The following is a 25727-nucleotide window of genomic DNA, read 5'->3' as shown; positions in this document are numbered from 1 at the left end:
AAAATCATCCCCAACCCCCCTCCCCAAGCAACGAATCGGTTACGGAACCTTGACGCCCACCGCCGGGCGGAGCACCCTCTGAGCAATCCCAATGAGAGCGCTCTCACACCCCGCGCACATCCGGATGAGAGCGCTCTCACTCCATCGCACCTCACCTCGTGGCCGCCGCGCGCGGTCCACATCAGGAGGCATAAACAATGCTCAGGGCACGGAAGAGAACCGCTGCGGTGCTGGCCGTCCTCGCCGCCGGCGCGCTGCTCGCGTCCGGGTGCAGCAGCAGCAAGTCGTCCTCGTCGGGCGGCGGTTCCGCGGCTGCCGGCAGCGGCCAGCAGATCACGTTGAAGATCGGCCTGTTCGGGACCTTCGGCTTCAAGGAGGCCGGGCTCTACGACCAGTACATGAAGCTGCACCCGAACATCAAGATCGTCGAGAACAGCGTCGAGGACGAGGGGCAGTACTACACCGCGCTGCAGACCCACCTGTCGGCCGGCAGCGGCCTGGACGACATCCAGGGCATCGAGGTCGGCCGCATCGCCGACGTCGACCAGAACCTGTCGAGCAAGTTCGTCGACCTGAACACCCTGGGCGCGGCCAGCCTGAAGAGCACCTTCTACCCGGCGAAGTGGGCCGCCGCGACCACCTCCGACGGCAAGGTGATGGGCCTGGGCACCGACTACGGACCGCTGGCCATCTGCTACCGCACCGACCTGTTCAAGGCCGCGGGCCTGCCGACCGACAGCGCCTCGGTCAGCGCCTTGTGGCCGGACTGGGCCAGCTACGTCAAGACCGGGCTGCAGTACAAGGCCAAGGCCCCGGCCAACCAGGCCTGGACCGACACCGCCGGCGGCACGTTCAACGCGATCGTCGGGCAGTCGGCGAACCAGTACTACGACGGCAACGGCAAGGAGATCGCGGACAGCAACCCGGCGGTCAAGAACGCCTGGGACATCGCGATGCAGCTGTCCACCCAGGGCCTGACCGCCAAGCTGAGCCAGTTCACGCCGGCCTGGAACCAGGCCTTCACCACCGGCTCGTTCGCCACGATCGCGTGCCCGGCGTGGATGACCGGCTACATCAAGAGCGAGGCCGGGGCGATGACCGGCGACTGGGGCGTGGCCAAGATCCCCGGCGGCACCGGTGACTGGGGCGGCTCCTACCTGGGCATCCCGAAGGCCGGCAAGCACCAGAAGGAGGCCTACGACCTGATCAGCTGGCTGACCGCGCCGGAGCAGCAGAAGACGATGTTCACCAGCCAGGGCCACTTCCCGTCCTCCTCGACGGCGGCCCAGGACCCGTCCATCGCCTCGTACACCGACCCGTACTTCGGCACCTCGCCGCTGGGCCAGATCTACTCCGCCTCGGCGACCACGATCCCGCAGGCGGTGCTCGGCGCCAAGGACGGGACCATCAAGGACACGTTCTCCAAGGCGATCACCCGCGTGGAGGCCCAGGGCCAGTCCCCGACCGCTTCGTGGTCGCAGGCCCTGTCCGACATCAAGTCCGCGACCAGCGGCTGACCCGTCGGTGAGACGGCGGTCCGTCCTCGGGGCGTGAGGACGGACCGCCGGATTCCCCATTCTTCCCGATCAAGGGCCGCCCCCGACGGGCCGCCCATCTTCAGGTGCGAACGTGACCGCGAAATTTGAGGACGAAGCATGGCCGTGGCGACCACAGAATCCCCGCTCGAGAAGGCTCTCCCCCCGCCGGGGGGCAGCTCCTGGCGCAGCAGGCGGGCCCGTTGGGACCTGAAGTTCTCCCCGTACGCGTTCGTCTCCCCGTTCTTCGTCCTGTTCGCGGCCTTCGGCCTGTACCCGCTGATCTGGACCGCCTGGACCTCGCTGCACAAGGTCGAGCTGGAGAACCCGGACCAGTCCAGCTGGGTGGGCCTGAAGAACTACACGGACCTGCTCACCGACCACAACTTCTGGAACGCCTTCCGCAACACGTTCCAGATGGGCGTGCTCTCCACGGTCCCGCAGCTGCTGATGGCCCTGGGCCTGGCGCACCTGCTGAACTACAAGCTGCGCGGCCGCACCTTCTGGCGGGTGGCGGTGCTCTCGCCGTTCGCCACCTCGGTGGCCGCCGCGACCCTGGTCTTCGCGCAGCTGTTCGGCCGCGACTACGGCTTCATCAACTGGGTGCTGCACTTCTTCGGCATCCACAACATCGACTTCCAGAACGGCACCTGGTCGGCGCAGATCGCCATCTCGGTGATCGTCACCTGGCGCTGGACCGGCTACAACGCGCTGATCTACCTGGCCGCGATGCAGGCCATCCCCGGGGAGCTGTACGAGAGCGCGGCCATGGACGGCGCCAACCGCTGGCAGCAGTTCCGGCACGTCACCATCCCGGGCCTGCGCCCGACGATCGTGTTCACCATCGTGGTCTCCACCATCGGCGCCAGCCAGCTGTTCGGCGAGCCGCTGCTGTTCAGCGGCGGCGGCTCCAACCCGGAGATGGGCGGCGTGAACCGCCAGTTCCAGACCCTGTCCATGTACTTCTACGAACGCGGGTTCACCGACCAGCACCTGGGACGGGCCGCCGCGATCGCCTGGGCGATGTTCCTGATGATCGTGCTGTTCGTCCTGATCAACACCCTGCTGGCCCGCCGTACGCGGTCGGCGAAGTAAGGAGCGTGCGCTGACATGGCGACAGTGATACCGACGACCGCCCCAGGGCGGCCGCCGCGCCGCGGCCGCAGGAGCGGCGTGAACATGGCCGGCAAACAGATGCACGGCTCCAAGCTCACCTACGTGATCCTCTCCGTGGTGGTGCTGATCTCGATCTTCCCGTTCTACTGGACGATCCTGGCGGCCTCGACCTCGAACACCGAGATCAACAAGGTCCCGCCGAACTGGTTGCCCGGCGGCAACCTGTTCAAGAACTTCCGCGCCGCCCTGGACAACGTGGACATGGGCAAGGCGCTGCTGAACTCGCTGATCGTCTCCGGCTGCGTGGCCGCCGGCACCGTGCTGTTCGCGACGCTGGCCGGGTTCGCCTTCGCCAAGCTGCGCTTCCGGTTCCGCAACGTGCTGCTGGGCCTGACCATCGGCACCATGATGGTGCCCTACCAGCTGGGCATCGTGCCGCTGTTCCTGCTGATGACCAAGCTGGGCTGGAGCGACCACCTGGAAGCGGTGATCTTCCCGACCCTGGTCAGCGCGTTCGGCGTGTTCTTCATGCGGCAGTACCTGCTCAACGCGCTGCCGGACGAGCTGGTCGAGGCCGGCCGGGTGGACGGCGCCTCCAGCCTGCGCATCTTCATCTCGGTGGTGCTGCCGATCGCCCGGCCCGCGATGGCGGTGCTCGGGATGCTGACCTTCATGGCCAGCTGGAACGACTTCTTCTGGCCGATCGTGGTGCTGACCAGCGACAACCCCACGGTCCAGGTGGCCATCGACAACCTCGGCTCGGGCTACGTGCCGGACGAGTCGATCATCATGGCCGGCACCCTGCTCGGGACACTCCCGGTGCTCGCGGTGTTCGTCCTCCTCGGCCGGCAGATCGTCGGCGGGATCATGCAAGGAGCTGTCAAGGGATGAGCGACGGGGTGTTTCCAGAGAGCTTCCTGTGGGGCGCGGCCACGGCGGCGTACCAGATCGAGGGCGGTGCCGCCGAGGGCGGCCGGGGCCCGTCGATCTGGGACACGTTCAGCCACACCCCCGGCCGGGTCCTGGCCGGGGACACCGGCGACGTGGCCGCCGACCACTACCACCGGTTCCGCGAGGACGTCGCCCTGATCGGCAAGCTGGGCCTGGGCGCCTACCGGTTCTCCACGGCCTGGCCGCGGGTGCAGCCCGGCGGGCGCGGCCCGGCCAACGCCGAAGGGCTCGCGTTCTACGACGCGCTGGTCGACGAGCTGCTCGGGGCCGGCATCGAGCCGGTGCTGACGCTGTACCACTGGGACCTTCCGCAGGAGTTGGAGGACGCTGGCGGGTGGGGAGCCCGCGACACCTCCTACCGCTTCGCCGAGTACGCGGCGATCGTGGCCGAGCGCTTCGGTGACCGGGTCAAGCAGTGGACGACGTTGAACGAGCCGTTCTGCTCCTCCTTCCTGGGCTACGCCTCCGGGGTGCACGCCCCCGGCCGGCACGAGCCCGAAGTGGCGCTGCGGGCGGCGCACCACCTGCTGCTCGGGCACGGTCTGGCGCTGCGCGCGCTGCGTGAGAGCCTGCCGGAGCACGCGCAGGTCTCGATCACGCTGAACGCCACCGAGTTCCGCGCCCTGACCGACTCGCCCGAGGACCGCGACGCGCAGCGGCGGGTGGACGCCATCCAGAACCGGGTCTTCCTGGACCCGCTGTTCCGCGGCGCCTATCCCGAGGACCTGATCCGCGACACCGCCGCGGTCACCGACTGGTCCTTCGTCGAACCCGGGGACCTGGAGCTGATCAGCGCGCCGATCGACCAGCTGGGGATCAACTTCTACAACCCCTCCCTGGTCGCCGCGCCGCTGCCGCCCGGCGTCGAGACCGGACCGGGCGACGACGGCCACGGCGCCTCGGAGTTCTCCCCGTGGGTGGGCAGCGAGGACGCGGTGCGGTTCGCCCGGCAGGACGGCGAGCGGACCGCGATGGGCTGGGTCGTCGACCCCTCCGGGCTGTACGACCTGCTGCTGCGGGTGAACACCGAGTACGGCCCGATCCCGATGGCGGTGACCGAGAACGGCGCCGCGTTCGAGGACGCCGTCGGGCCGGACGGGGAGGTGGACGACCCGCGCCGGATCGCCTACCTGCAGGCCCACATCGCGGCGGTGCGCGACGCGCTGGCGGCCGGCGTGGACATGCGCGGGTACTTCGTGTGGTCGCTGCTGGATAATTTCGAGTGGAGCTACGGATACTCCAAGCGGTTCGGCATCGTACGTGTCGACTTCGCGACCGGGAAGCGCGTCGTGAAGGCCAGTGGACATTGGTATCGCCGGATCGTCGAGGGCAACGGGAGCGGTTTGTGAGTGCGGGGGACGCTGGAAGCGTCGGCGGCAAGGGTCCGGCCGGGGGCGTGGCCTCGCCCACCCTGGAGACGGTCGCGGCCGCGGCCGGCGTCTCCCGCGCGACGGTGTCCCGGGTGGTCAACGGCGGCGCGCGGGTCTCCCCGGAGGTCCGCGCCGCCGTCGAGGCGGCGATCGCCGACCTCGGCTACTCCCCGAACCGGGCGGCGCGGTCCCTGGTGACCCGCCGCACCGGCTCGGTGGCCCTGGTGGTCAGCGAGCCGGAGGCGCGGGTGTTCAGCGACCCGATGCTGGCCGGCATCACCCGGGCCATCGGCCAGGCCCTGGCCGAGACCGACCTGCAGCTGGTGCTGATGATGGTCCCGGCCGACTCCGGCCGCCGCCGGCTGACCCGCTACCTGCTCGGCGGGCACGTCGACGGTGTGATGCTGATGTCGCTGCACGGCGACGACCCGCTGGTGAAGCAGCTCTCGGACTCGCCCCTGCCGGTGGTCCTGATGGGCCGGCCGATGAGCCCGCTGCCGATCCCGCACGTGGACTCCGACAGCGTCGACGGCGCCCGCCAGGCCACCGGCCACCTGCGGGCCCTGGGCCGTACGAAGATCGCCACCATCGCCGGCCCCGCGGACATGTGCGCCGGCGTGGACCGGCTGCTGGGCTACCGCCAGGCGCTGGACGGCCCCGGCATCGTCGCGCACGGCGACTTCAGCATGGCCTCCGGCGAGGCCGCGATGACCGAGCTGCTGCGGCGCGAACCGGACCTGGACGGCGTGTTCGCCGCCAGCGACCTGATGGCCGCCGGCGCCCTGCGCGCGCTGCGCGCCTCCGGCCGGCGCGTCCCGGACGACGTGGCGCTGGTCGGCTACGACGACCTGGACGTCGCGGAGCTGACCGAGCCGCCGCTGACCACGGTCCACCAGCCGCTGTCGGACATGGCGCGCGCCATGGTCGCCTCGCTGCTGAAGCAGATCGCCGGCGACCGCGCGCCGGAGTCCGTGGTGCTGCCGAACTCGCTGGTGGTGCGGGCTTCGGCGTGAGGTGCCCCCGAGCAGCCGGGCCCCTCAGCATGGGAGCGGGGGCCCGGCGCCGGACGCGGCCCGGCCGGAGCGGTGAGGGATCCGGCCGGGCCGCTCCAGTCTTCTGAAACCTAGCTTGCTGAAAGCGGCGCCCCGAACAGCGCCACGTAGTGCCACACCCGCTTGAGCGACTGCGGGTCGTACTCCCCGGTCGCGACGGCCTCGCCGATCACCCGGGGCGTCAGCAGCCCGCCGGGGGCGATCTCGCGCGCCAGCTCGACGAACTCCGGCCCGCGGTAGTCCGGATGGCGGGCCATCTCCTCGACCGTGAGGCGGAATCCGGGATGCCACTGCACGGGGCAGGGCAGCTTGCCCGCCAGTTCCTCGACCTCCGTGCCCTGATAGCAGGGGTCGAGCACCAGCGCCTCGAGGTCGGCGTCGAGCCGGACCGGGCCGTGGACCTGGGCCTCGATGTAGCCGTCGAGGGGGTCGCCGCCGGTGTCGGCCAGCGCCACGCCGATCAGGTCCATGGCCGTCGCGACGCCGAAGTGCTCGGGGTCCAGATAGCTGTCCGGGTAGCAGAACGTCGCACGGTCCACGGCCTGCGCGCCGAGCACGAAGTACGCCGACCCGAAACGCGGCGCGGCTCCGACCGGCTTGCGGCGGAAGTTCAGCGCGCCGTAGACCGGGCGCTCCTCGGCCGCGGCGTCGTCGTACGCGCCGCCGAAGATGCGGCTCTCCCAGCGCCAGCGGTCGCCGCCGGGGTGTGCGGTCAGGCCGCCGTTGCTGGTACCGGTGACGAACTGCGAGCGGTAGACGCCGGCCTCGGCGAGCGCCGTGAGGATCGGCGGCTCGCCGCGATCGGGATGGAAGTTCAGCGTGACGCGCAACGCCTCGTCCACCCGCGGCCCGGAGGAGCGTGCCGCCACATGGTCCAACGCCTGCCTCGCCGACTCCGGCACCCCGCCATAGATCATGACGGAAGTATGCCCGAGGGTCGGTCACACGTCCCCGATGATTTCCGCCATCCCCTCGGCCGACAGCAGGTGCCGCGCTGCCAGCCGCACCGCGCCGAGCATCCCGGCGCGCTCCCCCAGCACCGAGGTCTCGATCGCCAGGCTGCGCGTGGCCAGCGGCAGCGCGCGGCGGTAGATGACCGCGCGCACGTCGGCGAGCAGGTCCTCGTGCAGCTGCGCCAGGACGCCGCCGATGACGATCGTGTCCGGGTTGTGGAACGACACCAGCGAGGCCAGCACCTCGCCGATGCGCTGCCCGGCCAGCCGGACCTGGCGCCGGGCCCCGGCGTGCCCCTCGGAGACCAGGCGGACCACGTCGGCGGCGCGGGAGGCGTCGGCACCCTGCGCGCGCAGCGCCGCCGCCATCGCCGCGCCGGAGGCCACCGCCTCCACGCAGCCGGTGTTGCCGCAGTGGCAGAGCACGTCCTCGTGCGCGGGCAGCTGGATGTGGCCGATGTCGCCGGCCGCGCCGGAGGCGCCGCGGTGCAGGACGCCGTCGGAGACGATGCCGCAGCCGATGCCGGTGCCGACCTTCACGTACAGCAGGTGGCGGCTGGCCTGGCGGTGCGTGTACTCGCCCAGGGCCATCGCGTTGACGTCGTTGTCGACCAGCACCGGCGCGGCGTAGCGGCCCTCGAAGAAGGCCGGCACCCGGCAGCCGTCCCAGCCGGCCATGATCGGCGGGCGGACCACGGTGCCGCTGGCGAACTCCACCGGGCCCGGGACGCCGATGCCGACGGCCCGCAGGTGGTCCGCGGGGCGGCCGGCGGCGGCGAGCAGTTCCTCCAGGTCGGCGCGCACGCCGGCCAGCACGGCCTCGGGGCCGGCGTTGATGTCGATGGCCCGGGCCCGCTCGGCCAGCACCCGGCCGGACAGCGTGGCGACCGCGATCCGGCTGTGGGTGGCGCCCAGGTCGCAGCCCGCGACGACGATCCGGGCGTCGGACAGGTCCAGCGCCAGCGGCGGCCGGCCGCGCTCGGTGGCCGCGGGCTCGGTCTCGACCAGCAGCCCGCGCTCGATGAGCAGGTCGACGCGCTGCGCTATGGCGGCCCGGGACAGTCCGGTGGCGCCGACGATGGCCGAGCGGGTGGTCGCCGCACCGTCCGCGACCAGTCCGGCGAGCTCGCTGAGCGACGCCATGCGCCGCTTGGCCGCGCTGTTCATCAGACCCCTCCCGACCGCTTCCCCGCCTGCTTCTTTATGACAGAACTAAGCCTAATGATGACTCTTGCTAGTCGTAAAGAGCAGCCATATCGTCGATCTCGGAGCCGGTGAGGGTCGGCTCTTGTGGCGGGAACGGTGCTCGGGAGGGCAGATGACGACAGTGCGAGCGGGCATAGCCGGAGCGGGAATGGTGGCGGCGGTCCACGCCGACGCGATCCGCCGCGCCGGGGGCTCGGTCGCCGGCGTCGCCGCCTCGACGCCGGAGCGGTCGAAGGCGGCGGCCCCCAGAGTGGGAGCGGGCCGCGCCTTCGACTCCGCCGAGGAACTGGCGGTCAGCGACGAGATCGACGTGCTGCACGTGTGCACCCCGAACGCCCTGCACGGCCCGCTGGTCCGGGCGGCGCTGTCGGCCGGAAAGCACGTGGTCTGCGAGAAGCCGCTGTCGCTGACCGGCGCCGACTCCGAAGACCTGGTGGTGCTGGCCGCCAACAGCGGCCTGGTGAACGCGGTCCCGCTGGTCTATCGCTACCACCCGATGACGGTCGAGGCCCGCGAGCGGGTGCGACGCGGACAGATCGGCGCCGTCCGCCTCATCCACGGCCACTACCTGCAGGACTGGCTGGCGCGCCCGGACGACAACAACTGGCGCGTGGACCCGGCGGTCGGCGGGGCGTCCCGGGCGTTCGCCGACATCGGCTCGCACTGGTGCGACCTGGTCGAGTGGATCAGCGGGCACCGGATCAGCGAGCTGACCGCCGCCACGCAGACCGTGCTGCCGCAGCGTTCCGCTGCCGGTCGGGAGACTTTTACCGGAAGCCAGACCGAAAGCTCGGCGGAAACGACGGAAACTGCGCAAACCACCCAGGTCGCCGTCACCACCGAGGACGCGGTCCAGGTCCTGTTCCGCACCGACCTCGGCGCCACCGGCGCGCTGGTCGTCTCGCAGGTCTCGCCGGGGCGCAAGAACCGGCTCTGGTTCGAGATCGACGGCGCCGAGCGCAGCCTGTCCTACGACGGCGAGGACCCGGAGAACCTGCTGCTCGGCGGCCGGGACCGCACCGAGGTCCTGCGCCGCGACGCGCTGAGCGAGCAGGCGAACCGGATCAACGCGGTGCCCGCCGGCCACCCGTGGGGATACCGTGACTGCTTCGCGGCGTTCACCGCCGACGTGTACGCCGCGATCCGGGACCCGGATGCGGGCGCCCGCAAAGCGCCGCCGTACCCGACCTTCGCCGACGCCGCCCGCACCGCCCACATCACCGACGCGGTCCTGCACTCGGCCGCGCACCGCTCCTGGATCGAGGTGTCCTGACATGTTGCTCGGCTTTCTCACCGCTTGTCTGCCGCAGGTGCCGCTCGCGGACATCGCCGCCTGGGCCGCCGAAAACGATTACGCCGCCCTGGAGGTCGCGGTCTGGCCGAAGGTCGGGGGCCGGGAGTTCGAGGCCAGCCACATCGACGTCGCGCACTTCGGCGGCGCGCAGGCCGAGGAGGTCACCGAGCTGTTCGCCAAGCACGGCCTGACGCTGTCCTCGCTGGCGTACTACGAGAACAACCTGCACCCCGACGAGGAGCGCCGCGAGGAGATCGCCGCGCACGTGCTGCACGCCGTGGACGCCGCGGCGCTGCTCGGCGTGGAGACCGTCGGCACGTTCATCGGCCGGCACCCGGGCCTGAGCGTGAAGGAGAACGTCGCGCTGGCCGAGCAGACCTTCCCGCGCCTGGTCGACTACGCCGGCGAGCGCGGCGTGAAGATCATCATCGAGAACTGCGTCATGGAGGGCTGGCACCCCGACGGCTACCCCGGCAACATCGCCTACTCCCCCGAGCTGTGGGAGTGGATGTTCTCCCTCGGGCTGTACCTGAACTACGACCCCTCGCACCTGCTGTGGATCGGGATCGACCCGGTGACGGCGCTCAAGCCGTACGTCGACCGGATCCCGCACGCGCAGGCCAAGGACACCCAGCTGGACCCGCTGGCGCGCGACCGCTACGGCTTCTTCGGCAAGACCCTGAGCCGGGAGCACCCCTGGGACGAGGGCTGGTGGCGCTACCGCGTGCCGGGCCTGGGCCAGGTGGACTGGAGCGGCGTGGTGGACGCGCTGTACGAGGGCGGGTTCACCGGCGTGCTGAGCGTCGAGCACGAGGACCCGGTGTGGGGCGGCACCGAGGAGAAGGTCAAGCAGGGACTGCGGATCGCCCACCGCACGCTCTCGCCGCTCATCGTCGGCTGACCGGGGCGCGCCACCGCCCGCCGGGAAGGGGACAGCTCTCGATGCCCCCTGACCACCGCTTAACCGCTTAACACTTTCGAAGAGGGCTTACTCATGACCCGCAAGCCGAGCGTGCAGCTCTACACCGTCCGCGACCACATGACCGACCGCGAGGGCACCCTGAGGCGCCTGGCAGACATCGGCTTCACCGCCGTCGAGCCCTTCGACCCGACGACCGACCCGGCGGGCTTCCGGGCCCTGGCCGACGACCTGGGACTGACGGTCTCCGGCGCGCACGCCATGGCGATGCTGCGCGAGCCGGACCCGGCCCCGGTGTTCGAGGCGATCGCCACCATCGGCACCGACCTGGCGATCCTGCCGGCCGGCATCCCGGAGGAGGAGTTCACCTCCCACGACGGCCTGAAGCGGGCCGCGGACCAGCTCAACGCGCTGGCCGCGAAAGCCGCCGAGGCCGGCCTGCGCTTCGGCTACCACAACCACTGGTGGGAGTTCGAGCCCGTGCTCGAGGGCCGGCACGCCCTGGAGATCCTGGTCGACCTGGTCGACCCGGCGGTGGCGTTCGAGGTCGACACCTACTGGTCCACGGTCGGCGGCGCCGACACCCCGGCGGTCCTGGGGCGCCTGGGCGAGCGCGTGGCGGCCCTGCACGTCAAGGACGGCCCGACGGTCAAGGGCGAGCCGAACGTGGCCGTCGGCACGGGCGCGATGCCGGTGCCCGCGGTGCTGGCCGCCGCGCCGGAGGACGCCTGGCGGGTCATCGAGTTCGACGACTGCGCGACCGACGTCTTCGAGGCGCTGGCCGCGAGCCTGGCGTACGTGAACGAGTTGGAGGGGGCGTGAGCGACATCAGCGGGGGCGGCCCGGACCGGACCGGGCCGGTCGGCATCGCGGTCGTCGGGGCGGGCAACATCAGCACGCAGTATCTGCGCAACCTGACCCGTTTCCCGGACCTGAGCGTCCTGGCGATCGCTGACCTGGAAGTGGACCGGGCCGCGGCGGCGGCCGCCGAGTACGGCGTCCCGGCCTCGGGCTCGCTGGCGGAGATCCTGGCCCTGCCGGAGGTCGAGCTGGTCGTGAACCTCACGATCCCGGCCGCGCACGCCGACGTCGCCCTGGCGGCGGTCCGGGCCGGCAAGCACGTCTACGGCGAGAAGCCGCTCGCCCTGGACCCGGCGGCGGCCCGCACCGTACTGAGCGAGGCGACAGCCGCCGGCCTGCGCGTCGGCAACGCCCCGGACACCTTCCTCGGCGCGGGCCTGCAGTCGGCCCTGCGCGCGGTGGCCACCGGCCTGATCGGCACCCCGGTCGCGGCCACCGCGGCGTTCCAGAGCCCGGGCCCCGAGAGCTGGCACCCGAGCCCGGAGTTCCTGTTCGCCCAGGGCGCGGGCCCGCTGTTCGACATGGGACCGTACTACCTGACGGCGCTGATCTCCCTGCTCGGCCCGGTCGGAGCGGTCGCCGCCACCGGCCACAAGGCCCGCGAGTCGCGGGTGATCGGCTCGGGCCCCAAGGCCGGCACAGCGTTCCCGGTCGAGGTCCCCACGCACGTCACAGCCCTGCTGGAGTTCCGAGCCGGCGCCGGCGCCACCACCACGTTCAGCTTCGACTCGCCGCTGTCCCGCCAGAGCATCGAGATCACCGGCACCGAGGCCACCCTGCTGGTCCCGGACCCGAACAACTTCGAAGGCGCCCTGCGGCTGCGCAGACCCGGGGCCAAGGAGGCCGAGGAGATACCGACCACCGGCACCACGGTCGGCCGCGGCATCGGCGTGCTGGACATGGCCCGCGCCCTGCGCACCGGCGCGGCACACCGGGCGTCCGGGGAGCTGGCGCTGCATGTGCTGGACGTCATGACGGCGATCGCCGCGTCGGCGCGGGGCGCGGTGTTCGAGGACCTGCCCGCCTGGACGGAGAAGCTGGAGGCGCTGCCGGAGGGGTGGGATCCGTTGGAGGCGACGTTGTAGGGGCGTCGGCGTCTCAGGGGGCGAAGTGCCCGGTCTGGCTGGCCAGTGTGCCGGCGGGGCCGGGCCTTTCGATGTGCTCTTCGATGTTCCCGGCCAGCCCTACCGAATCCCCCCAGTAACCACCCGCAGCCGCCGCCGCACCGCGTCTCGCGGATCCGGCTGCCGCGCCAGCAGCGCCTCGGCGATCCGCTTCGCGCGCATCGCCGGCTCCGGATCGCCCTCGCGCACCGCGGTCACGATCGCGCCGTCGACCAGCAGCATCAGCTCCGGCGCCAGTTCCTCATGATCCGCGCGGCCGGCGTCGGCCAGGAGTCCGTCGAGGTACTCGGTGACCGCGCTCTTGTGGGCGGCGGCGACCTGATGCGCCGCGCTGTCGCGGTCCGCGGCCTCGACCATGGTGTTGATGAAGGCGCAGCCACGGAAGTCGTCGGCGGCGAAGCGCTCGGCCAGGGCGTCGAAGACTGCCAGCGGTCGGTCGGCCGGCGGTAGGCCGTAGCCCTCGACGGCTGCGCGCAGCCAGTCGCGCCAGCGTTCGTCGCGGCCGGACAGGACCGCGACCACGAGTTCGTCCTTGCTGGCGAAGTGTCGGTAGAAGGACGCGCGGCCCACGCCGGATTCCGACAGGATGCGCTCCACTCCCACCGCGCGAATGCCCTCCGCATAGAAGAGCTCTTCCGCCGTAACCAGCAGACGTTCCCGGGCTTTCACTGCCATGCCCCAGATGGTACCGGTCAGTGCCGTCTCCACACCAGCCCTGAGCCGGGTGACGGGACCAACCGGTACCGAATCCTCGCGATCCTCTTGCACAACAACGGTACCGATCGGTACCGTCTGAGGCATGCCAAGGATCGCCATGGTCACGCCCGAGACGGCGGACCCCGAACAGCGGGACCTGCTGGACGCCACCAAGCGCCGGCTCGGACGGGTCCCCAACCTCTACGCCACGCTGGTCCAGAGCCCTGCTGCCCTGCGCGGCTACCTGGCCCTGCGCGACAGCCTCTCCGACGGCGTGCTCACCGCGCGCCAGCGCGAGCAGCTGGCCCTGCTCACCGCCCAGGAAAATGACTGCGACTACTGCGTCGCCGCCCACACCATGCGCGGCGAGCGGCTGCTGAAGATGACCCCTGAGGAACTGCGCGACACCCGCCTGGGCCGCGACGCCGACCCGCACACCGCTGCGATCCTGTGCGTCGCCGCCGAGCTGGTCGAACAGCGCGGCCGGGTCGACGACGGCGTGCTGGAGCAGGCCCGGGCGGCCGGCGTCAGCGACGCCGAGCTCGCCGAGACCGTCGCGCACGTCGCCCTCAACACCCTGTCGAACCACTTCAACCACCTGGCGCGCCCGGAGCTGGACTTCCCGGCCGCCCCCGCCCTGGACCCGGAGGAGCTCGCCGCCATGGACCTGATCTGGCAGAACGCCGACCTGCTCGAACTGTGCGACGGCTACACCGCCGACGACGCCGACGGTGTGCCGGCCAGCACGCTCAAGGACATCCGGATCGCGGTCCAGGGCGGCTACCTGCACGTCGCCCACGCCGACGACCCCCGGATCCAGATCGTCTCGGCACCGGGCGTGCGCCGCATCGTCTACACCCGCGCATAGCGGCGGAAACGACAGCGGACCCCGGCTCCCCACGAGGGGGAGCCGGGGTCCGCTATGTCAGATCTCCGAGCAGGCCGGCCTCTAGCCGATGGCCTTCTTCAGCGCCTCGGCGCGGTCGGTGCGCTCCCACGTGAAGTCCGGCAGGTCGCGGCCGAAGTGCCCGTACGCCGCGGTCTGCTGGTAGATCGGCCGCAGCAGGTCCAGGTCGCGGATGATCGCGGCCGGCCGCAGGTCGAAGACGCTCAGCAGGGCCTGCTGGATCTTCACGTCCTCCACCACGCCGGTGCCGAAGGTCTCCACGAACAGCCCCACCGGCTCGGCCTTGCCGATCGCGTAGGCGACCTGCACCTCGCAGCGCTCGGCCAGGCCCGCGGCGACCACGTTCTTGGCCACCCAGCGCATCGCGTAGGCCGCCGAGCGGTCCACCTTCGACGGGTCCTTGCCGGAGAAGGCGCCGCCGCCGTGCCGGGCCATGCCGCCGTAGGTGTCGACGATGATCTTGCGGCCGGTCAGCCCGGCGTCGCCCATCGGGCCGCCGATCTCGAAGCGGCCGGTGGGGTTCACCAGCAGCCGGTAGTCGGAGGTGTCCAGGTCCAGGGCGGCGATCTCCGGGGCCACGACCTGCTCGCGGATGTCCGGGGTGAGCAGGTTGTCCAGGTCGATGTCCGAGGCGTGCTGGGTGGACAGGACCACGGTGTCCAGGCGGACCGCCTTGTGCCCGTCGTACTCGATGGTCACCTGGGTCTTGCCGTCCGGGCGCAGGTAGGGGACGGTGCCGTCCTTGCGGACCGCGGCCAGGCGGCGCGAGAGCCGGTGCGCCAGCGCGATCGGCAGCGGCATCAGCTCGGGGGTGTCGGTGCAGGCGTAGCCGAACATCAGGCCCTGGTCGCCGGCGCCCTGGCGGTCCAGCTCGTCGTTGTCGCCCTCGACGCGGGACTCGTAGGCGGTGTCCACGCCCTGCGCGATGTCCGGCGACTGCGAGCCGATGGACACCGACACGCCGCAGGAGGCGCCGTCGAAGCCCTTCTTGGACGAGTCGTACCCGATGGCCAGGATCGTGTCGCGGACCAGGCGCGCGATGTCGGCGTACGCGGTGGTGGTCACCTCGCCGGCGATGTGCACCTGGCCGGTGGTGAGCAGGGTCTCGACAGCGACCCGGGACTTCGGGTCGTCCTTGAGCAGGGAGTCGAGGATCGCGTCGCTGATCTGGTCGGCGATCTTGTCGGGGTGCCCCTCGGTCACCGATTCGGAGGTGAACAGGCGGCGGACGGTACCGGACATGGGTACTCCTCAGTTCGCAGCGGCTGCTGACTACAGGTCGACGCGACGCCCCGGTCCCCGAACGGCACGCACGCGCCTGCCTCTAGGCGCGTGCGGGGCACGAAGATCGAAACGACCGCACCCCCAGCTTAGTCGTTGGGGGTGCGCACCTTAAGTACCCGGTCCCAGATCACATCCGCGAGCCGCCCCTTCGGACCGTCCGGAACCGGCTCCTCGGAGCCGTCCGCGCCGATCACCACGGCCGCGCTGTGGTCCGCGCCGAACGTCAGATCGACACCCACTTGATTGACGACCAGCAGGTCGACGCCGTATTTGGCCAGCTTTGCCCGGCCGTGCTCCAGCCACGTCCCAGAGGCATCACCGGTCTCGGCGGCGAACCCCACCACCGTCTGCCCCGGCCGCGACCGGGCGTGACCGAGCTCACGCAGCACGTGCGGGTTCTGGACCAGCGCGATCTCGGGGGCTGAGCGGTCGTCGGTCTTCTTGATCTTCGAGGCGGCGGTCTCGGCGGGCCGGAAGTCGGCCACGGCCGCGGCCATCACCACCACATCCGCGTCGGCCGCCGCGGCACGCACCGCATTGCGCAATTCCGAAGTCGTCGACACCCGCACCACATCGGCCCCGGCGGGGTCCGGCAGCGCGGTGTTCGCGGCGACCAGCGTCACCCGGGCACCGCGCGCGGCGGCCGTACTCGCCAGCGCGTACCCCTGCTTACCCGAGGAGCGGTTGCCGATGAAGCGCACCGGGTCGATCGGCTCCCGGGTGCCGCCGGCGGAGACCACGACGTGCAGCCCGGCCAGATCCGCGGCGGCGGTCCCGCGGGCCAGCAGCGAGCGGCAGTACTCGAAGATCGCCGAGGGGTCCGGCAGCCGGCCCTTGCCGGTGTCGGCGCCGGTCAGCCGGCCGACCGCGGGCTCGATGACGAACAGGCCGCGCCGGCGCAGGGTGGCCACGTTCTCGACGGTGGCGGCGTTCTCCCACATCTCGGTGTGCATGGCCGGCGCGAACACCACCGGGCAGGTGGCGGTGAGCAGGGTGTTGGTCAGCAGGTCGTCGGCCAGCCCGTGCGCGGCCCTGGCCAGCAGGTCGGCGGTGGCCGGGGCGACCACGACCAGGTCGGCGTGCCGTCCGAGGCGCACGTGCGGCACCTCGTGCACGCGCTCCCACACCTCGGTGGCCACCGGCCGCCCGGACAGCGCGGCCCAGGTCGGCTCGCCGACGAAGTGCAGCGCGGAGGCGGTGGGCACGACCGTGACCCCGTGCCCGGACTCGGTGAACAGCCGCAGCAGCTCGCAGGCCTTGTACGCAGCGATGCCGCCGCCCACGCCGAGAACGACGTTGGGCGACGGCATCGAGAATTCTTCAGTCACGCTACCGACCCTAATAGGATCAGCGCGCACTTACTGAATGACCGACCCCGGGGCGCCGGCCTCGATCGGCTCGGCGGTCAGCAGCCCGGCGTTGATCTCGCGCAGCGCGATCGACAGCGGCTTCTCGTGGACGTGGGTGTCGACGAGCGGGCCCACGTACTCCAGCAGCCCCTCGGAGAGCTGGGAGTAGTAGGCGTTGATCTGCCGAGCGCGCTTGGCCGCGTAGATCACCAGGCTGTACTTGGAGCCGGCGGCGTCGAGCAGCTCGTCGATCGGCGGGTTGATGATGCCTTCGGGCTCAGTGGCGGACACGCGTGAGGACTCCTGTCGCAGCAAGATCATTTCTGGGTGTGCAGTGGGTCTGCACGACCCGGACGTACAAGGATAACAGTTCCGGCGCCCCCGACCTGCCGGTCCGGTGATAACACCTGCGCTGACTAGGCCTTCGACCCGGAGGCGGTGACCAGAGCGACCAGCTCGTCGGCCGCGGCCTCCACCGTCGTGTTCACGACGGTCACGTCGAACTCGCTCTCGGCGGCCAGCTCCACCCGGCCGGTGGCCAGCCGTGCCTCGATGACGTCCTCCGGCTCGGTGCCGCGGCCGCGCAGCCGCTGCTCCAGCACCTCCCACGAGGGCGGGGCCAGGAAGACCAGGCGGGCGGCGGGCATCGTGGCGCGGATCTGGCGCGCGCCCTGCAGCTCGATTTCCAGCAGGACCGGCTGGCCGGCTTCCAGGCGCTGCTCGACGGCGTGGCGCGGGGTGCCGTACAGGTTGCCGGCGTACTCGGCGTGCTCCAGGAACTCGCCCTTGGCGATCAGGTCCTCGAAGGCGGGCCGGTCGTAGAAGAAGTAGTGCACCCCGTCGACCTCGCCGGGCCGGGGCTTGCGGGTGGTGGCCGAGACCGACAGCCACACCTCGGGATGGGCCTCGCGCACGTGCTTGGCAAGAGTGGTCTTGCCGACGCCTGACGGGCCCGAGAGCACTGTGAGCAGTGCGGGGCAAGAGGTGTCGGAACCGTGGCCGTCCGTTCCGGCGCGATCGCTCATGGGAGAAGATCGTACCGGGCCGCAGGGCCGCGATTCCGACGGTTGTTCCGCGTCGCCCTACCTCGGCGTCTCAATGAGGCGCCGGGGTATGGAAGACGTCACGCGCCGAATTCGCGCTCCAGGGAGGCGATCTGGTTGGCGCCGAGGCCGCGGATACGGCGCGTCTCGGAAATGTCGAGACGCTCCATGATCTGCTTGGCCCGGACCTTGCCGATGCCGGGCATCGATTCCAGAAGAGCCGAGACCTTCATCTTGCCGATGATCTCGTTCTTCTGGCCTTCGCGCACGACGTCGGACAGCGTCACGCCACCCGCCTTGAGACGGAGCTTCAAAGCGGCGCGCTCACGCCGCGCTTCGGCTGCCTTCTGAAGTGCGGCCGCACGCTGTTCTGGAGTGAGGGGCGGAAGAGCCACGCCTGTTCACCTCTGGACTTCGAGTACTGTCGGTGGACTTGTCCGGGTTCGACCGAGACCTATGGCACGCCTCGAACTCCCCCAAGACATACGGGACCTCACCTGGCGGACGAGTCCCGCGGATACAACTGGTGGAACGAATCCGCAGCGTACACCCGTAGTCGGGGGCAAGGAGAGGGGATCTGCGGTTCTCGTGAGCTGGACCGGTGTACATACCCTTGGAAACAGGGGTGAACCGGGCATAAATCGTCGTGGATTACAGGGCTCGAATCCCACCGTCATGCCCCTGATATCGCGTCAGATCCGTTTGCCCGAACCGGCATTCAGGCGCGCCGGGGTATCGGTCGCGAACGCTCGCGACCCATGACGCATCCATGCTTTGAGTAACCCCGGGACAACGGCGGAATATCGCACGGAGGTTCACACGGCGCCGGAGAAAGTATCGCAGGACTGGAAGTTTCCCGTTTGGTAACCGGTGAGGAACCACTGCTGACGCTGCGCCGCCGAGCCGTGGGTCCAGGTCTCCGGCGTGACCCGGCCCTGGTACTGCGCCTGGATCCGGTCGTCGCCGACAGCGGCGGCGGCGTCCAGTCCGTCGGAGATGTCCTGTTTGGTGAGGTCCTTGATCAGGGTCCTGCCGCCGGTGTCCTTCGTCGTCGTAGCGTAGTGGGCCCACAGCCCGGCGTAACAGTCCGCCTGGAGTTCGACCCGCACCGCGCCACTGTTCGCCCCTGTCGGGAGGACTGGCTGTTGCGCAGCGCGCCGGTGAGGCTCTGGACGTGGTGCCCGTACTCGTGGGCCAGGACGTAGGCCTGCGCGAACGGTCCGCCGCGCGCGCCGAACTTGGTCCGGAGCTCCTGCCAGAAGCCCAGGTCCAGGTAGACGGTGCGGTCCGAGGGGCAGTAGAAGGGCCCGACGGCGGAGGTCGCGGCGCCGCAGCCGGTGCGGGTGGCACCGCTGAAGATGACGGTCTGGGCGGGCGGGTACTTCTTGTTGTTACGGGCGAAGAAGCCGGTCCAGTAGTTACGCGGCGGGCCGGTCGGGCTCGCGCGAGGGGCCGGAGCCGCTGCAGGTCGGGGCGATTCGTCCAGGAAGATCGCGCTATGCAGTTCGACGACGACGCCCAGCTGGACTCCGGCCAGGTCCGCGATGAGCACCGCCGCGGCGATCAGCGCCAGGATCATCCGCCGGGCAGGCCGAAGCCGCCGGGCAGGCCGCCGATCCGCGGGAGCGCGGGGGCGGCCGCACGGCCCGGCCTCTGGAAATCCGGACCCTGACCCACTAGCCTGCGCGCGTTCCGCGAGTGTCGAGTGTCACGGGTCACACGGAAGGAACCTTCATGGCACACGGGCACCTTCATCGCTCCCCCGCACCGCGTGGCGCCCGGATGTCGGTGCCGATCACCCTGGTCGTGGTGCTCGTGCTGGGCGCCTCCGGCGGCGGGGCGGCGTGGTACGCCGCAGGTCACCGGCACGCCGCCGACTCCGCCGGGGCCGGGGCCGCCGCGCCGGCGACCTGTCCGGCGGGGCCGACGACGATCTCGGCGGCGGTCACGCCGGAGCTGGCGAGCGCCCTGGCGCCGGTGCTCGCGCAGCAGCCGGTGCCGTGTGTGCGGGTGCTGATGACCTCGGCCGACTCCGCGGACATGGCGCACTTCCTGGCCGGCAGCGGTGCGGCGCCGGCCGGGGTGCGCGGGCGTCCGGACGTGTGGATCCCGGACGCCTCGCTGTGGCTGGAGCTGGCCCGGGCGACCGGTGCGGGGCAGGCGCTGCTGCCGCAGGGCGGGAGCTCGGTGGCGGACTCGCCGACGGTGGTGGCGGCGCCGAAGGCGGTCGCGGCACTCCTGGGCGGTCAGGGTTCTCAGGGTTCTCAAGGATCGCAGGGGTCGTTCAGCTGGGAGCAGCTGGTGAAGATGGCGCTCGCGCAGTCGCAGAGTTCTGACTCCACCGCCACCAGCACCAGCACCGGCACCGCCGCCGCCGGTGGACCGGTCGTGGCCATCGCCGATCCGACCCATGACGGCGCCGGGCTCTCGGCCCTGATCCAGCTGAACGGGATGCTGACGCAGGCGGTGGACGATCCGCAGCTGAAGGTCGGGATCACCGGGTTCGTGAAGAGCATGGCGAACAACGTCGCGGCGTCGATGGCGCAGCTGACGGGCAAGGTGTTCCCGGCCTCGGAGCAGCAGGTGTTCCGGTACAACGCCGGCAAGCCCGCGGCGCCGTTGGCCGCGCTGTACCCCTCGGACGGTTCGGCGTCGTTGGACTACCCGTTGGTGGTGCTCAACGGGGAGGACGACGCGCACGCGATCGCCTCGAACCGGCTGCTGGCGTATCTGCAGACGACGGCGCAGGACGCCTTGCGGCGGCAGGGTTTCCGCTCGCCGGACGGCGGACCGAGCCAGGTGCTGGCCGCGGACCCGGAGCTGCACGGCGACCAGCTGGCGGCGTCGACGCGCGCCGCCTATGGGGCCGCCGGGCAGGCGCTGGCGCTGTGGGCGACGCTGACGCGGCAGCTGCGGATGCTGGCGGTGGTGGACGTGTCGGGGTCGATGGCGCAGCCGGTGGCCGGGACCGGGCAGACCCGGCTGCAGCTGACGGCGGCGGCGTGCGAGAAGGCGATGGCGCTGTTCGGGAGCCATGCGGCGATGGGGCTGTGGACGTTCACCACCACGCACGACGCCGCCGGCTCGACGGTCATCGACCCGGTGCTGCCGATCGCCGAGCTGGGCTCGGCCGAGCCCGGCGGCGGGACGCACGGGCAGCGGATGATCGCGGCGTACGGGGCGCTGACGGACAAGGCGGGGTCGCGCAACGGGCTGTACGACGCGCTGCTGGCGGCGTATCAGCAGGTCCAGAAGGGCTGGGACGCGACGCGGGTGAACACGGTGGTGGTGTTCACCGACGGCAAGGACGACGACCTCAACAGCATGACCTCGGACCAGCTGATCGCCAAACTGCAGGCGGTGGTCGACCCGGCCCGGCCGGTGCGGGTGTTCGTGGTCGCCCTGGGCACGAACGCGGACCTGACCCTGCTGAACAAGATCACCGCGGTCACCGGCGGCGCGGCGGTGCACTTCCAGGACATGGGCCAGATGACCGCCGCGATATTGGGGAGCACAGACACCCGGTAGTGAGGCTCTCGTGTTAACGATCTGGTACGAACCGCATGACAGACCAGACCCGGAATCGGGAAACTGCCTCCATGGCATTTCACTGCGGCGCGCCGACACGCGACGGAAGCGCGTGCCAACGCCACGTCCGCGAACTCGGCACCCGCTGCCCCCAGCACCGCAACCTGGGCGGCCCCGCCCTGCGCCCGCCCCGCCACGCGATGCGCACCATCGAACTCGCCGACCCGGCCCTCACCAGCGCCCCCGCGATCTGGACCGCCGCCCGCCCCGCCGCACCGCGCGATCGGGTGACGCCGCCCCCGAGCCAGGAGTCAGAGCCCGCCGAAGCGGGCACCCTGGCTGACGAGGAGCCGATGTTCTACGACGCGGAGCCGGAGGACACGGCCGACGACGACGCGGTGCCGACGACGCCGGTCTGGCTGCGGCGGGCCGCCGAGGGGCGTGAGCAGGCTGTGAGGGATGCTGAGCGGGCGGGGAGCGAGCGGGGTGGCGAGAGCCGGCCTGCGGCCGGGGCCGGGCTGGTCGGCGCGAGGTGGCTCGCGGCCGGGGCCGAACACCGGCGTGCGGCCGAAAACAAGCCGGCAGCCGAGACCGAGCCGAAGCACGCTCCTGAGACTGATCCCAAGCACGAGCCCGCGCCTGAGGCCGAGGCCGAGGCCGAGCAGGAGCATCCCCGGATCAACGGTCATGCGGCGGAACCTGTGGCGGAACCTGTGGAGGATCCCGAGCCGCGCATCGATCAGCGTCCGCTGTTGCGCAAGGAGCGTGCCCTGGATCCGGACTGGATCGGCGCGCGCCCGCTCTTCCGCGACGAGGCTCCGACCCGGCCTATGCCGCGTATCGAGTTCGAGCCCTCTGAACCCTCCGAGCCGTCCAAGCCCGTCGCGCCGCGCAGGCCGCCTCGGATCGCGGCGATGCGGAGCGTCGTGCTCAATCCGCCGCCTGCCGAGCCGGTGCCCGAGGCCGATCCGCCGACGCTGATCGACCGGATGCCGCCGATCGATCCCGACGACCTTGTCGTGCCCGACTTCCTGCGGCCCGACTTCGTCGCTCCGGCGCCGGAGCAGAAGCCGCAGCCCGCGCCGCCGACCGAGCGACCGACGGCCAAGGATCGCCCGACAACCGCCGACCGACCGCTGCCCATCGACCAGGCGCTGTCCGCCGACCGACCGCTGCCCATCGACCAGGCGCTGATCGCCGAGCCCCCGCTGACCCCCGGCCGTCCGCCGCTGCCCGTCCGTCAGCGCAAGCCCTGGCCGACCTCTGCGCCTGTGCCTACTACCGCGTCAGCCACCGCTGCGCCGGCCCCCGCCCAGAAACCCGCACCCACACCCGAACCCGATCCGCCGACCCTCGTCGACCTCCGCCCCGTCGCGCCGCCGGAGGACATCTCGGTCCCCGACTTCATCGTGCCCGGCTTCTCCAAGCCGGCGCCGGAGCCGCCGCTGCGCACCGTCCTGTCCACCGTGCTGGGCCCCGAACTGTGGCAGCGCTGCTATGGCGAGTGGGGGCCGGCGCACTGTACGGCGCTGGCGCGCATCGCGCGGGCCGTGGACGGGCTCGCGCCCTCGGCCGGGGCCGCCATGCGTTCGACGGCGGGGGCCGGGATGCGGTGGCTGGGGGTGGCGCGGGAGCGGGAGATGCTGGCCGATCTGGTGGCTGAGGCCATCTCGCATCCGGCCGGCGCCACTGCTGCGAACCAGGCCAGGACCGTGCGGTTGTACGGCGCGGCGATCTGTGTGGCGCTGAACGTGCCGCTGCGGCGGTGTGCCTGTCACCGGGATCTGGAGCGTGACGTCTCCGGGGAGCTCATCCGCCTCGGGTTGGAGGAACTGGCCGGCGAAGTGCCCTGATTCCCTGCCGGATTCCCCAATCTGACGCCCCATCAGATTTCCGCTACGATGCCGCCATGCGAGGAATCCTGGGGTGGGGCGTCCACCTGCCTTACCGACGCCTGGACCGCACCGGCATCGCGGCCGTGGCCGGCACCGGCGGCGGGACCGGCACCCGCGCCGTGGCCTCCTACGACGAGGACACGACCACCATGGGCGTCGCCGCCGCGCGCGCCGCCGTGCCGCCGACCGCCGCCGACAGCGTCAGGACCCTGTGGTTCACCACCACCGCCCCGGCCTACGAGGACCGCACCAACGCCACCGCCGTGCACGCCGCCCTGCGGCTGCCTCGCACGACGGCCGCCTACGACGCCACCGGAGCCGTCCGCTGCACCGTCGCCGCCCTCGACGCGGCGCTGACCGGCGCCGGAACCCACCTCGTCGTCGCCTCCGACCTGCGCACCGGCCGCCCCGGCAGCGCCGACGAAGCCGCCGGGGGCGACGCCGCCGCCGCGCTGCTCGTCGGCGAGGACAGCGAGGCCGCGGGGCGCCCCGTGCTGGCCGAGCTCCTCGCCCACACCGGCGCCAGCGAAGAGTTCCTCGACCGCTGGCGCGCCCCCGGCGAGCAGACCTCGAAGACCTGGGAAGACCGCTTCGGCGAGACGCATTACGTGAACCTGGCTACCGAGGCCTGGAACGCGCTACTGGCCGCGACCGGCACCGCCCCCGGGGACATCGACATCCTCCTGGTGGCCGGCATCCACGAGCGGGCCGCGAAATCCGCCGCCAAGAAGACCGGCGTCCCCGCCGACCGCCACCACGACCCCTTCGCCAAGACCGTCGGCAACTCCGGCGCGGCCCACCCGGCCCTGCTGCTCGCCTCCGCCCTGGAGAACGCACGGCCCGGCCAGAAGATCGCCCTGCTCGTCCTGGCGGACGGTGCCGACGCCTTCCTGTGGCGTGCCACCGAAGCGCTGCCCGGCTACCGTCCCGCGCGCCCCGTCGCCGACCAGATCGCGCGCGCCGGCAGCGTCCCCTACGGCCGCTACCTCGCCTGGCGCGGCTTCCTGCCGGTCGAGCCGCCGCGCCGCCCGGAGCCGGCGCGCACCTCCGCCTCGGCCGCGGCCCGGTCCGCCGGCTGGAAGTTCGCGCTCGTGGGCTCGGCGGGCGAGGACGGCACCACGCATCTGCCGCCCTCGCCGTTCGACCACACGCCGCACCCGGCCGCCGGCGCCGAGGGCACCATCGTCACCTTCACCGTCGACCGCCTCGCCTACTCCCCCAGCCCGCCGGTGGTCTTCGCCGTCGTCGACTTCGACGGCGGCGGGCGGCTGCCGATCGAGCTGACCGACGTGGACGCCGGCGAGGTCGCGATCGGGCTGCGCGTGGAGGCCACGTTCCGCCGCCTGAGCAGCGCCGACGGCATCCACAACTACTTCTGGAAAGCCCGCCCCGTCCGCCGCCTGGAACCGCTGAAGCTGGAACAGGAACAGGAACAGGAGGGCCGCTGATGGCCTCGCACGGCATCAAGGACCGCGTCGCGATCGTCGGCATGGGCTGCACCCGCTTCGCTGAGCACTGGGACAGCGGCCCCGACGAGCTCCTGCTGACCGCGACCGGCGAGGCGTTCGCCGGGGCCGGGCTGGCCAAGGAGGAGATCGACGCCTACTGGCTGGGCACCGCGCAGTCCGGCATGAGCGGCATCACCCTGGCCCGGCCGCTGGAGCTGGAGGGCAAGCCGGTGACGCGCGTCGAGAACTACTGCGCGACCGGCTCCGAGGCGCTGCGCCAGGCCGCGTACGCGGTCGCCTCCGGCGCCTACGACGTGGCGATGGCCGTCGGCGTGGAGAAGGTGAAGGATTCGGGCTACCAGGGCCTGAACGCCTTCCCGATCCCCGGCGACGGCACCGCCCGCACCGTCACCGCCGCCGCGATGTTCTCGATGGTGGTGCCGGCCTACGGCGCCAAATACGGCGTCGCCCCCCAGGAGATGCGCGAGGTCCTGGCGCGCATCGCGTCGAAGAACCACGCCAACGGCGCCCGCAACCCCAAGGCCCAGTTCCGCAAGGAGTGGCCGGTCGAGCAGCTGCTGGCGATGCCGCGGGTGGCCGGCGAGCTGTCGGTGTTCGACTGCGCCGGGGTGGCCGACGGCGCGGCGGCGGCGATCGTGGTGCGCGCCGAGGACGCCCCGCGCTACACCGACAAGCCGCTGTACATCAAAGCCCTGTCACTGGTGGCGGGCAACGGCCTGCCGCTGGGCGACCCCGGCTACGACTACACCACCTTCCCCGAGATCGTGGCCGCCGCCCAGGACGCCTACCGCCAGGCCGGCGTCGCCGACCCGCGCGCCGAGCTGGCGATGGCCGAGGTGCACGACTGCTTCACCCCCACCGAGCTGGTCCTGATGGAGGACCTGGGCTTCTGCGGGCGCGGCAAGGCCTGGCAGGACGTCCTGGCCGGGGCCTTCGACCTGGACGGGGACCTGCCGGTCAACCCCGACGGCGGACTGAAGTCCTTCGGACACCCGGTCGGCGCCTCCGGGCTGCGCATGGTCTACGAGGCCTGGCTCCAGCTGCGCGGCGAGGCGCCGGAGGACCGGCGGATCGGGACGTTCGGGCAGCGGGAGCTGGCGCTGACGCACAATCTGGGCGGATATCCCGGCGAAATGGTGGGGTTCGTATCGATTCTGGGCACGCGGGCGGGCTGA

General features: G+C 71.6%; 22 protein-coding genes and 1 pseudogene. 14 read left to right on the top strand and 9 right to left on the bottom strand.

Translation table 11 applies throughout. The features are described 5' to 3' along the window. Positions 1 to 197 precede the first annotated feature (197 nt). The 5 genes from ABH926_RS47435 to ABH926_RS47415 all read left to right on the top strand — a co-directional run bounded on the left by ABH926_RS47435 (position 198) and on the right by ABH926_RS47415 (position 5985). The gene (locus ABH926_RS47435) at positions 198 to 1517 is read left to right on the top strand and encodes an ABC transporter substrate-binding protein (RefSeq protein ID WP_370373931.1); all 1320 of its coding nucleotides are present in this window, start codon (positions 198 to 200) and stop codon (positions 1515 to 1517) included. A 138-nt stretch (positions 1518 to 1655) separates the two neighbouring features. Then, positions 1656 to 2630, top strand: a complete 975-nt coding sequence (locus ABH926_RS47430; protein WP_370373929.1) for a carbohydrate ABC transporter permease — start codon at positions 1656 to 1658, stop codon at positions 2628 to 2630. A 15-nt stretch (positions 2631 to 2645) separates the two neighbouring features. Then, on the top strand, positions 2646 to 3542 hold the full coding sequence (locus ABH926_RS47425) for a carbohydrate ABC transporter permease (protein ID WP_370373927.1): 897 nt from the start codon (positions 2646 to 2648) through the stop codon (positions 3540 to 3542). Then, entirely contained in the window at positions 3539 to 4951 is a 1413-nt protein-coding gene (locus tag ABH926_RS47420; RefSeq protein WP_370373925.1) for a GH1 family beta-glucosidase, read from the top strand. Before ABH926_RS47425 ends, ABH926_RS47420 begins: the two co-directional genes overlap by 4 nt. Further along, positions 4948 to 5985, top strand: a complete 1038-nt coding sequence (locus tag ABH926_RS47415) for a LacI family DNA-binding transcriptional regulator (RefSeq protein ID WP_370373924.1) — start codon at positions 4948 to 4950, stop codon at positions 5983 to 5985. Before ABH926_RS47420 ends, ABH926_RS47415 begins: the two co-directional genes overlap by 4 nt. A gap of 110 nt (positions 5986 to 6095) precedes the next feature. On the opposite strand, the gene ABH926_RS47410 is transcribed toward ABH926_RS47415, so the two are convergent. Together ABH926_RS47410 and ABH926_RS47405 are read right to left on the bottom strand one after the other, a co-directional pair. Next, on the bottom strand, positions 6096 to 6941 hold the full coding sequence (locus tag ABH926_RS47410; protein ID WP_370373922.1) for a DUF3626 domain-containing protein: 846 nt from the start codon (positions 6939 to 6941) through the stop codon (positions 6096 to 6098). A 24-nt stretch (positions 6942 to 6965) separates the two neighbouring features. Further along, positions 6966 to 8144 (bottom strand): ROK family protein, encoded by a 1179-nt coding sequence (locus ABH926_RS47405; RefSeq protein WP_370373920.1) that lies wholly within the window; start codon positions 8142 to 8144, stop codon positions 6966 to 6968. Positions 8145 to 8295: 151 nt separating this feature from the next. Between ABH926_RS47405 and ABH926_RS47400 the strand changes: the two genes are divergently transcribed. From ABH926_RS47400 to ABH926_RS47385, 4 genes are all read left to right on the top strand, one after another. Continuing rightward, complete coding sequence (locus ABH926_RS47400; RefSeq protein ID WP_370373918.1) at positions 8296 to 9456, top strand: Gfo/Idh/MocA family protein; 1161 nt, start codon at positions 8296 to 8298, stop codon at positions 9454 to 9456. 1 nt (position 9457) lies between these two features. After that, the gene (locus tag ABH926_RS47395; RefSeq protein ID WP_370373916.1) at positions 9458 to 10378 is read left to right on the top strand and encodes a sugar phosphate isomerase/epimerase family protein; all 921 of its coding nucleotides are present in this window, start codon (positions 9458 to 9460) and stop codon (positions 10376 to 10378) included. A 93-nt stretch (positions 10379 to 10471) separates the two neighbouring features. Continuing rightward, complete coding sequence (locus tag ABH926_RS47390) at positions 10472 to 11218, top strand: sugar phosphate isomerase/epimerase family protein (protein ID WP_370373914.1); 747 nt, start codon at positions 10472 to 10474, stop codon at positions 11216 to 11218. Continuing rightward, entirely contained in the window at positions 11215 to 12342 is a 1128-nt protein-coding gene (locus tag ABH926_RS47385) for a Gfo/Idh/MocA family protein (protein WP_370373912.1), read from the top strand. The genes ABH926_RS47390 and ABH926_RS47385 overlap by 4 nt, the downstream gene beginning before the upstream one ends. Before the next feature lie 99 nt (positions 12343 to 12441). Here the strand turns inward: ABH926_RS47385 and ABH926_RS47380 are convergent, their stop codons facing one another. Continuing rightward, positions 12442 to 13056: a TetR/AcrR family transcriptional regulator gene (locus ABH926_RS47380; RefSeq protein ID WP_370373910.1), complete on the bottom strand. Its 615-nt coding sequence runs from the start codon at positions 13054 to 13056 to the stop codon at positions 12442 to 12444. A 124-nt stretch (positions 13057 to 13180) separates the two neighbouring features. On the opposite strand from ABH926_RS47380, the gene ABH926_RS47375 reads away from it, so the two are divergent. Continuing rightward, positions 13181 to 13945 (top strand): carboxymuconolactone decarboxylase family protein, encoded by a 765-nt coding sequence (locus tag ABH926_RS47375; RefSeq protein WP_370373908.1) that lies wholly within the window; start codon positions 13181 to 13183, stop codon positions 13943 to 13945. Between the two features lie 81 nt (positions 13946 to 14026). Here ABH926_RS47375 and metK read toward each other — a convergent pair whose 3' ends face one another. The 6 genes and pseudogenes from metK to ABH926_RS47345 all read right to left on the bottom strand — a co-directional run bounded on the left by metK (position 14027) and on the right by ABH926_RS47345 (position 19239). Further along, positions 14027 to 15226 (bottom strand): methionine adenosyltransferase, encoded by a 1200-nt coding sequence (gene metK, locus ABH926_RS47370; RefSeq protein WP_370373906.1) that lies wholly within the window; start codon positions 15224 to 15226, stop codon positions 14027 to 14029. A gap of 128 nt (positions 15227 to 15354) precedes the next feature. Further along, positions 15355 to 16578: a bifunctional phosphopantothenoylcysteine decarboxylase/phosphopantothenate--cysteine ligase CoaBC gene (coaBC, locus tag ABH926_RS47365; protein ID WP_370373968.1), complete on the bottom strand. Its 1224-nt coding sequence runs from the start codon at positions 16576 to 16578 to the stop codon at positions 15355 to 15357. 48 nt (positions 16579 to 16626) lie between these two features. Continuing rightward, positions 16627 to 16938 carry a DNA-directed RNA polymerase subunit omega gene (rpoZ, locus tag ABH926_RS47360; protein ID WP_194921380.1) on the bottom strand — a complete coding sequence of 104 codons (312 nt, stop codon included), beginning with the start codon at positions 16936 to 16938 and terminating at the stop codon, positions 16627 to 16629. A gap of 95 nt (positions 16939 to 17033) precedes the next feature. Then, a complete protein-coding gene (gmk, locus tag ABH926_RS47355) occupies positions 17034 to 17642 on the bottom strand; it encodes a guanylate kinase (RefSeq protein WP_370373903.1) in 609 nt (202 codons plus the stop codon). 98 nt (positions 17643 to 17740) lie between these two features. Then, on the bottom strand, positions 17741 to 18055 hold the full coding sequence (gene mihF / locus ABH926_RS47350; protein WP_015793934.1) for an integration host factor, actinobacterial type: 315 nt from the start codon (positions 18053 to 18055) through the stop codon (positions 17741 to 17743). Between the two features lie 420 nt (positions 18056 to 18475). After that, positions 18476 to 19239: pseudogene (locus tag ABH926_RS47345) on the bottom strand (neutral zinc metallopeptidase). Between the two features lie 155 nt (positions 19240 to 19394). On the opposite strand from ABH926_RS47345, the gene ABH926_RS47340 reads away from it, so the two are divergent. From ABH926_RS47340 to ABH926_RS47325, 4 genes are all read left to right on the top strand, one after another. Continuing rightward, entirely contained in the window at positions 19395 to 21188 is a 1794-nt protein-coding gene (locus ABH926_RS47340) for a VWA domain-containing protein (protein WP_370373902.1), read from the top strand. Positions 21189 to 21259: 71 nt separating this feature from the next. Next, positions 21260 to 23041, top strand: coding sequence for a hypothetical protein (locus ABH926_RS47335; RefSeq protein ID WP_370373900.1), 1782 nt, complete (start codon positions 21260 to 21262; stop codon positions 23039 to 23041). Positions 23042 to 23097: 56 nt separating this feature from the next. Next, the gene (locus ABH926_RS47330; RefSeq protein ID WP_370373898.1) at positions 23098 to 24531 is read left to right on the top strand and encodes an OB-fold domain-containing protein; all 1434 of its coding nucleotides are present in this window, start codon (positions 23098 to 23100) and stop codon (positions 24529 to 24531) included. Continuing rightward, positions 24531 to 25727: an acetyl-CoA acetyltransferase gene (locus tag ABH926_RS47325; protein ID WP_370373896.1), complete on the top strand. Its 1197-nt coding sequence runs from the start codon at positions 24531 to 24533 to the stop codon at positions 25725 to 25727. The genes ABH926_RS47330 and ABH926_RS47325 overlap by 1 nt, the downstream gene beginning before the upstream one ends.

The sequence above is a fragment of the Catenulispora sp. GP43 genome (assembly GCF_041260665.1).
Taxonomy (GTDB): Bacteria; Actinomycetota; Actinomycetes; order Streptomycetales; family Catenulisporaceae; genus Catenulispora.
The sequence above is the reverse complement of the archived record's forward strand: the minus strand, read 5'-3'. Positions and strand labels throughout refer to the sequence as shown.

Excerpts from the sequence above, each read along its gene's own strand:
- ABH926_RS47435 (WP_370373931.1), top strand. The coding sequence starts at position 198 with ATGCTCAGGGCACGGAAGAGAACCGCTGCGGTGCTGGCCGTCCTCGCC.
- ABH926_RS47430 (WP_370373929.1), top strand. The coding sequence starts at position 1,656 with ATGGCCGTGGCGACCACAGAATCCCCGCTCGAGAAGGCTCTCCCCCCG.
- ABH926_RS47425 (WP_370373927.1), top strand. The coding sequence starts at position 2,646 with ATGGCGACAGTGATACCGACGACCGCCCCAGGGCGGCCGCCGCGCCGC.
- ABH926_RS47420 (WP_370373925.1), top strand. The coding sequence starts at position 3,539 with ATGAGCGACGGGGTGTTTCCAGAGAGCTTCCTGTGGGGCGCGGCCACG.
- ABH926_RS47410 (WP_370373922.1), bottom strand. The coding sequence starts at position 6,941 with ATGATCTATGGCGGGGTGCCGGAGTCGGCGAGGCAGGCGTTGGACCAT.
- ABH926_RS47405 (WP_370373920.1), bottom strand. The coding sequence starts at position 8,144 with ATGAACAGCGCGGCCAAGCGGCGCATGGCGTCGCTCAGCGAGCTCGCC.
- ABH926_RS47400 (WP_370373918.1), top strand. The coding sequence starts at position 8,296 with ATGACGACAGTGCGAGCGGGCATAGCCGGAGCGGGAATGGTGGCGGCG.
- ABH926_RS47395 (WP_370373916.1), top strand. The coding sequence starts at position 9,458 with ATGTTGCTCGGCTTTCTCACCGCTTGTCTGCCGCAGGTGCCGCTCGCG.
- ABH926_RS47390 (WP_370373914.1), top strand. The coding sequence starts at position 10,472 with ATGACCCGCAAGCCGAGCGTGCAGCTCTACACCGTCCGCGACCACATG.
- ABH926_RS47380 (WP_370373910.1), bottom strand. The coding sequence starts at position 13,056 with ATGGCAGTGAAAGCCCGGGAACGTCTGCTGGTTACGGCGGAAGAGCTC.
- ABH926_RS47375 (WP_370373908.1), top strand. The coding sequence starts at position 13,181 with ATGCCAAGGATCGCCATGGTCACGCCCGAGACGGCGGACCCCGAACAG.
- metK (WP_370373906.1), bottom strand. The coding sequence starts at position 15,226 with ATGTCCGGTACCGTCCGCCGCCTGTTCACCTCCGAATCGGTGACCGAG.
- coaBC (WP_370373968.1), bottom strand. The coding sequence starts at position 16,578 with ATGCCGTCGCCCAACGTCGTTCTCGGCGTGGGCGGCGGCATCGCTGCG.
- rpoZ (WP_194921380.1), bottom strand. The coding sequence starts at position 16,938 with ATGATCTTGCTGCGACAGGAGTCCTCACGCGTGTCCGCCACTGAGCCC.
- gmk (WP_370373903.1), bottom strand. The coding sequence starts at position 17,642 with ATGAGCGATCGCGCCGGAACGGACGGCCACGGTTCCGACACCTCTTGC.
- ABH926_RS47340 (WP_370373902.1), top strand. The coding sequence starts at position 19,395 with ATGGCACACGGGCACCTTCATCGCTCCCCCGCACCGCGTGGCGCCCGG.
- ABH926_RS47335 (WP_370373900.1), top strand. The coding sequence starts at position 21,260 with ATGGCATTTCACTGCGGCGCGCCGACACGCGACGGAAGCGCGTGCCAA.
- ABH926_RS47330 (WP_370373898.1), top strand. The coding sequence starts at position 23,098 with ATGCGAGGAATCCTGGGGTGGGGCGTCCACCTGCCTTACCGACGCCTG.
- ABH926_RS47325 (WP_370373896.1), top strand. The coding sequence starts at position 24,531 with ATGGCCTCGCACGGCATCAAGGACCGCGTCGCGATCGTCGGCATGGGC.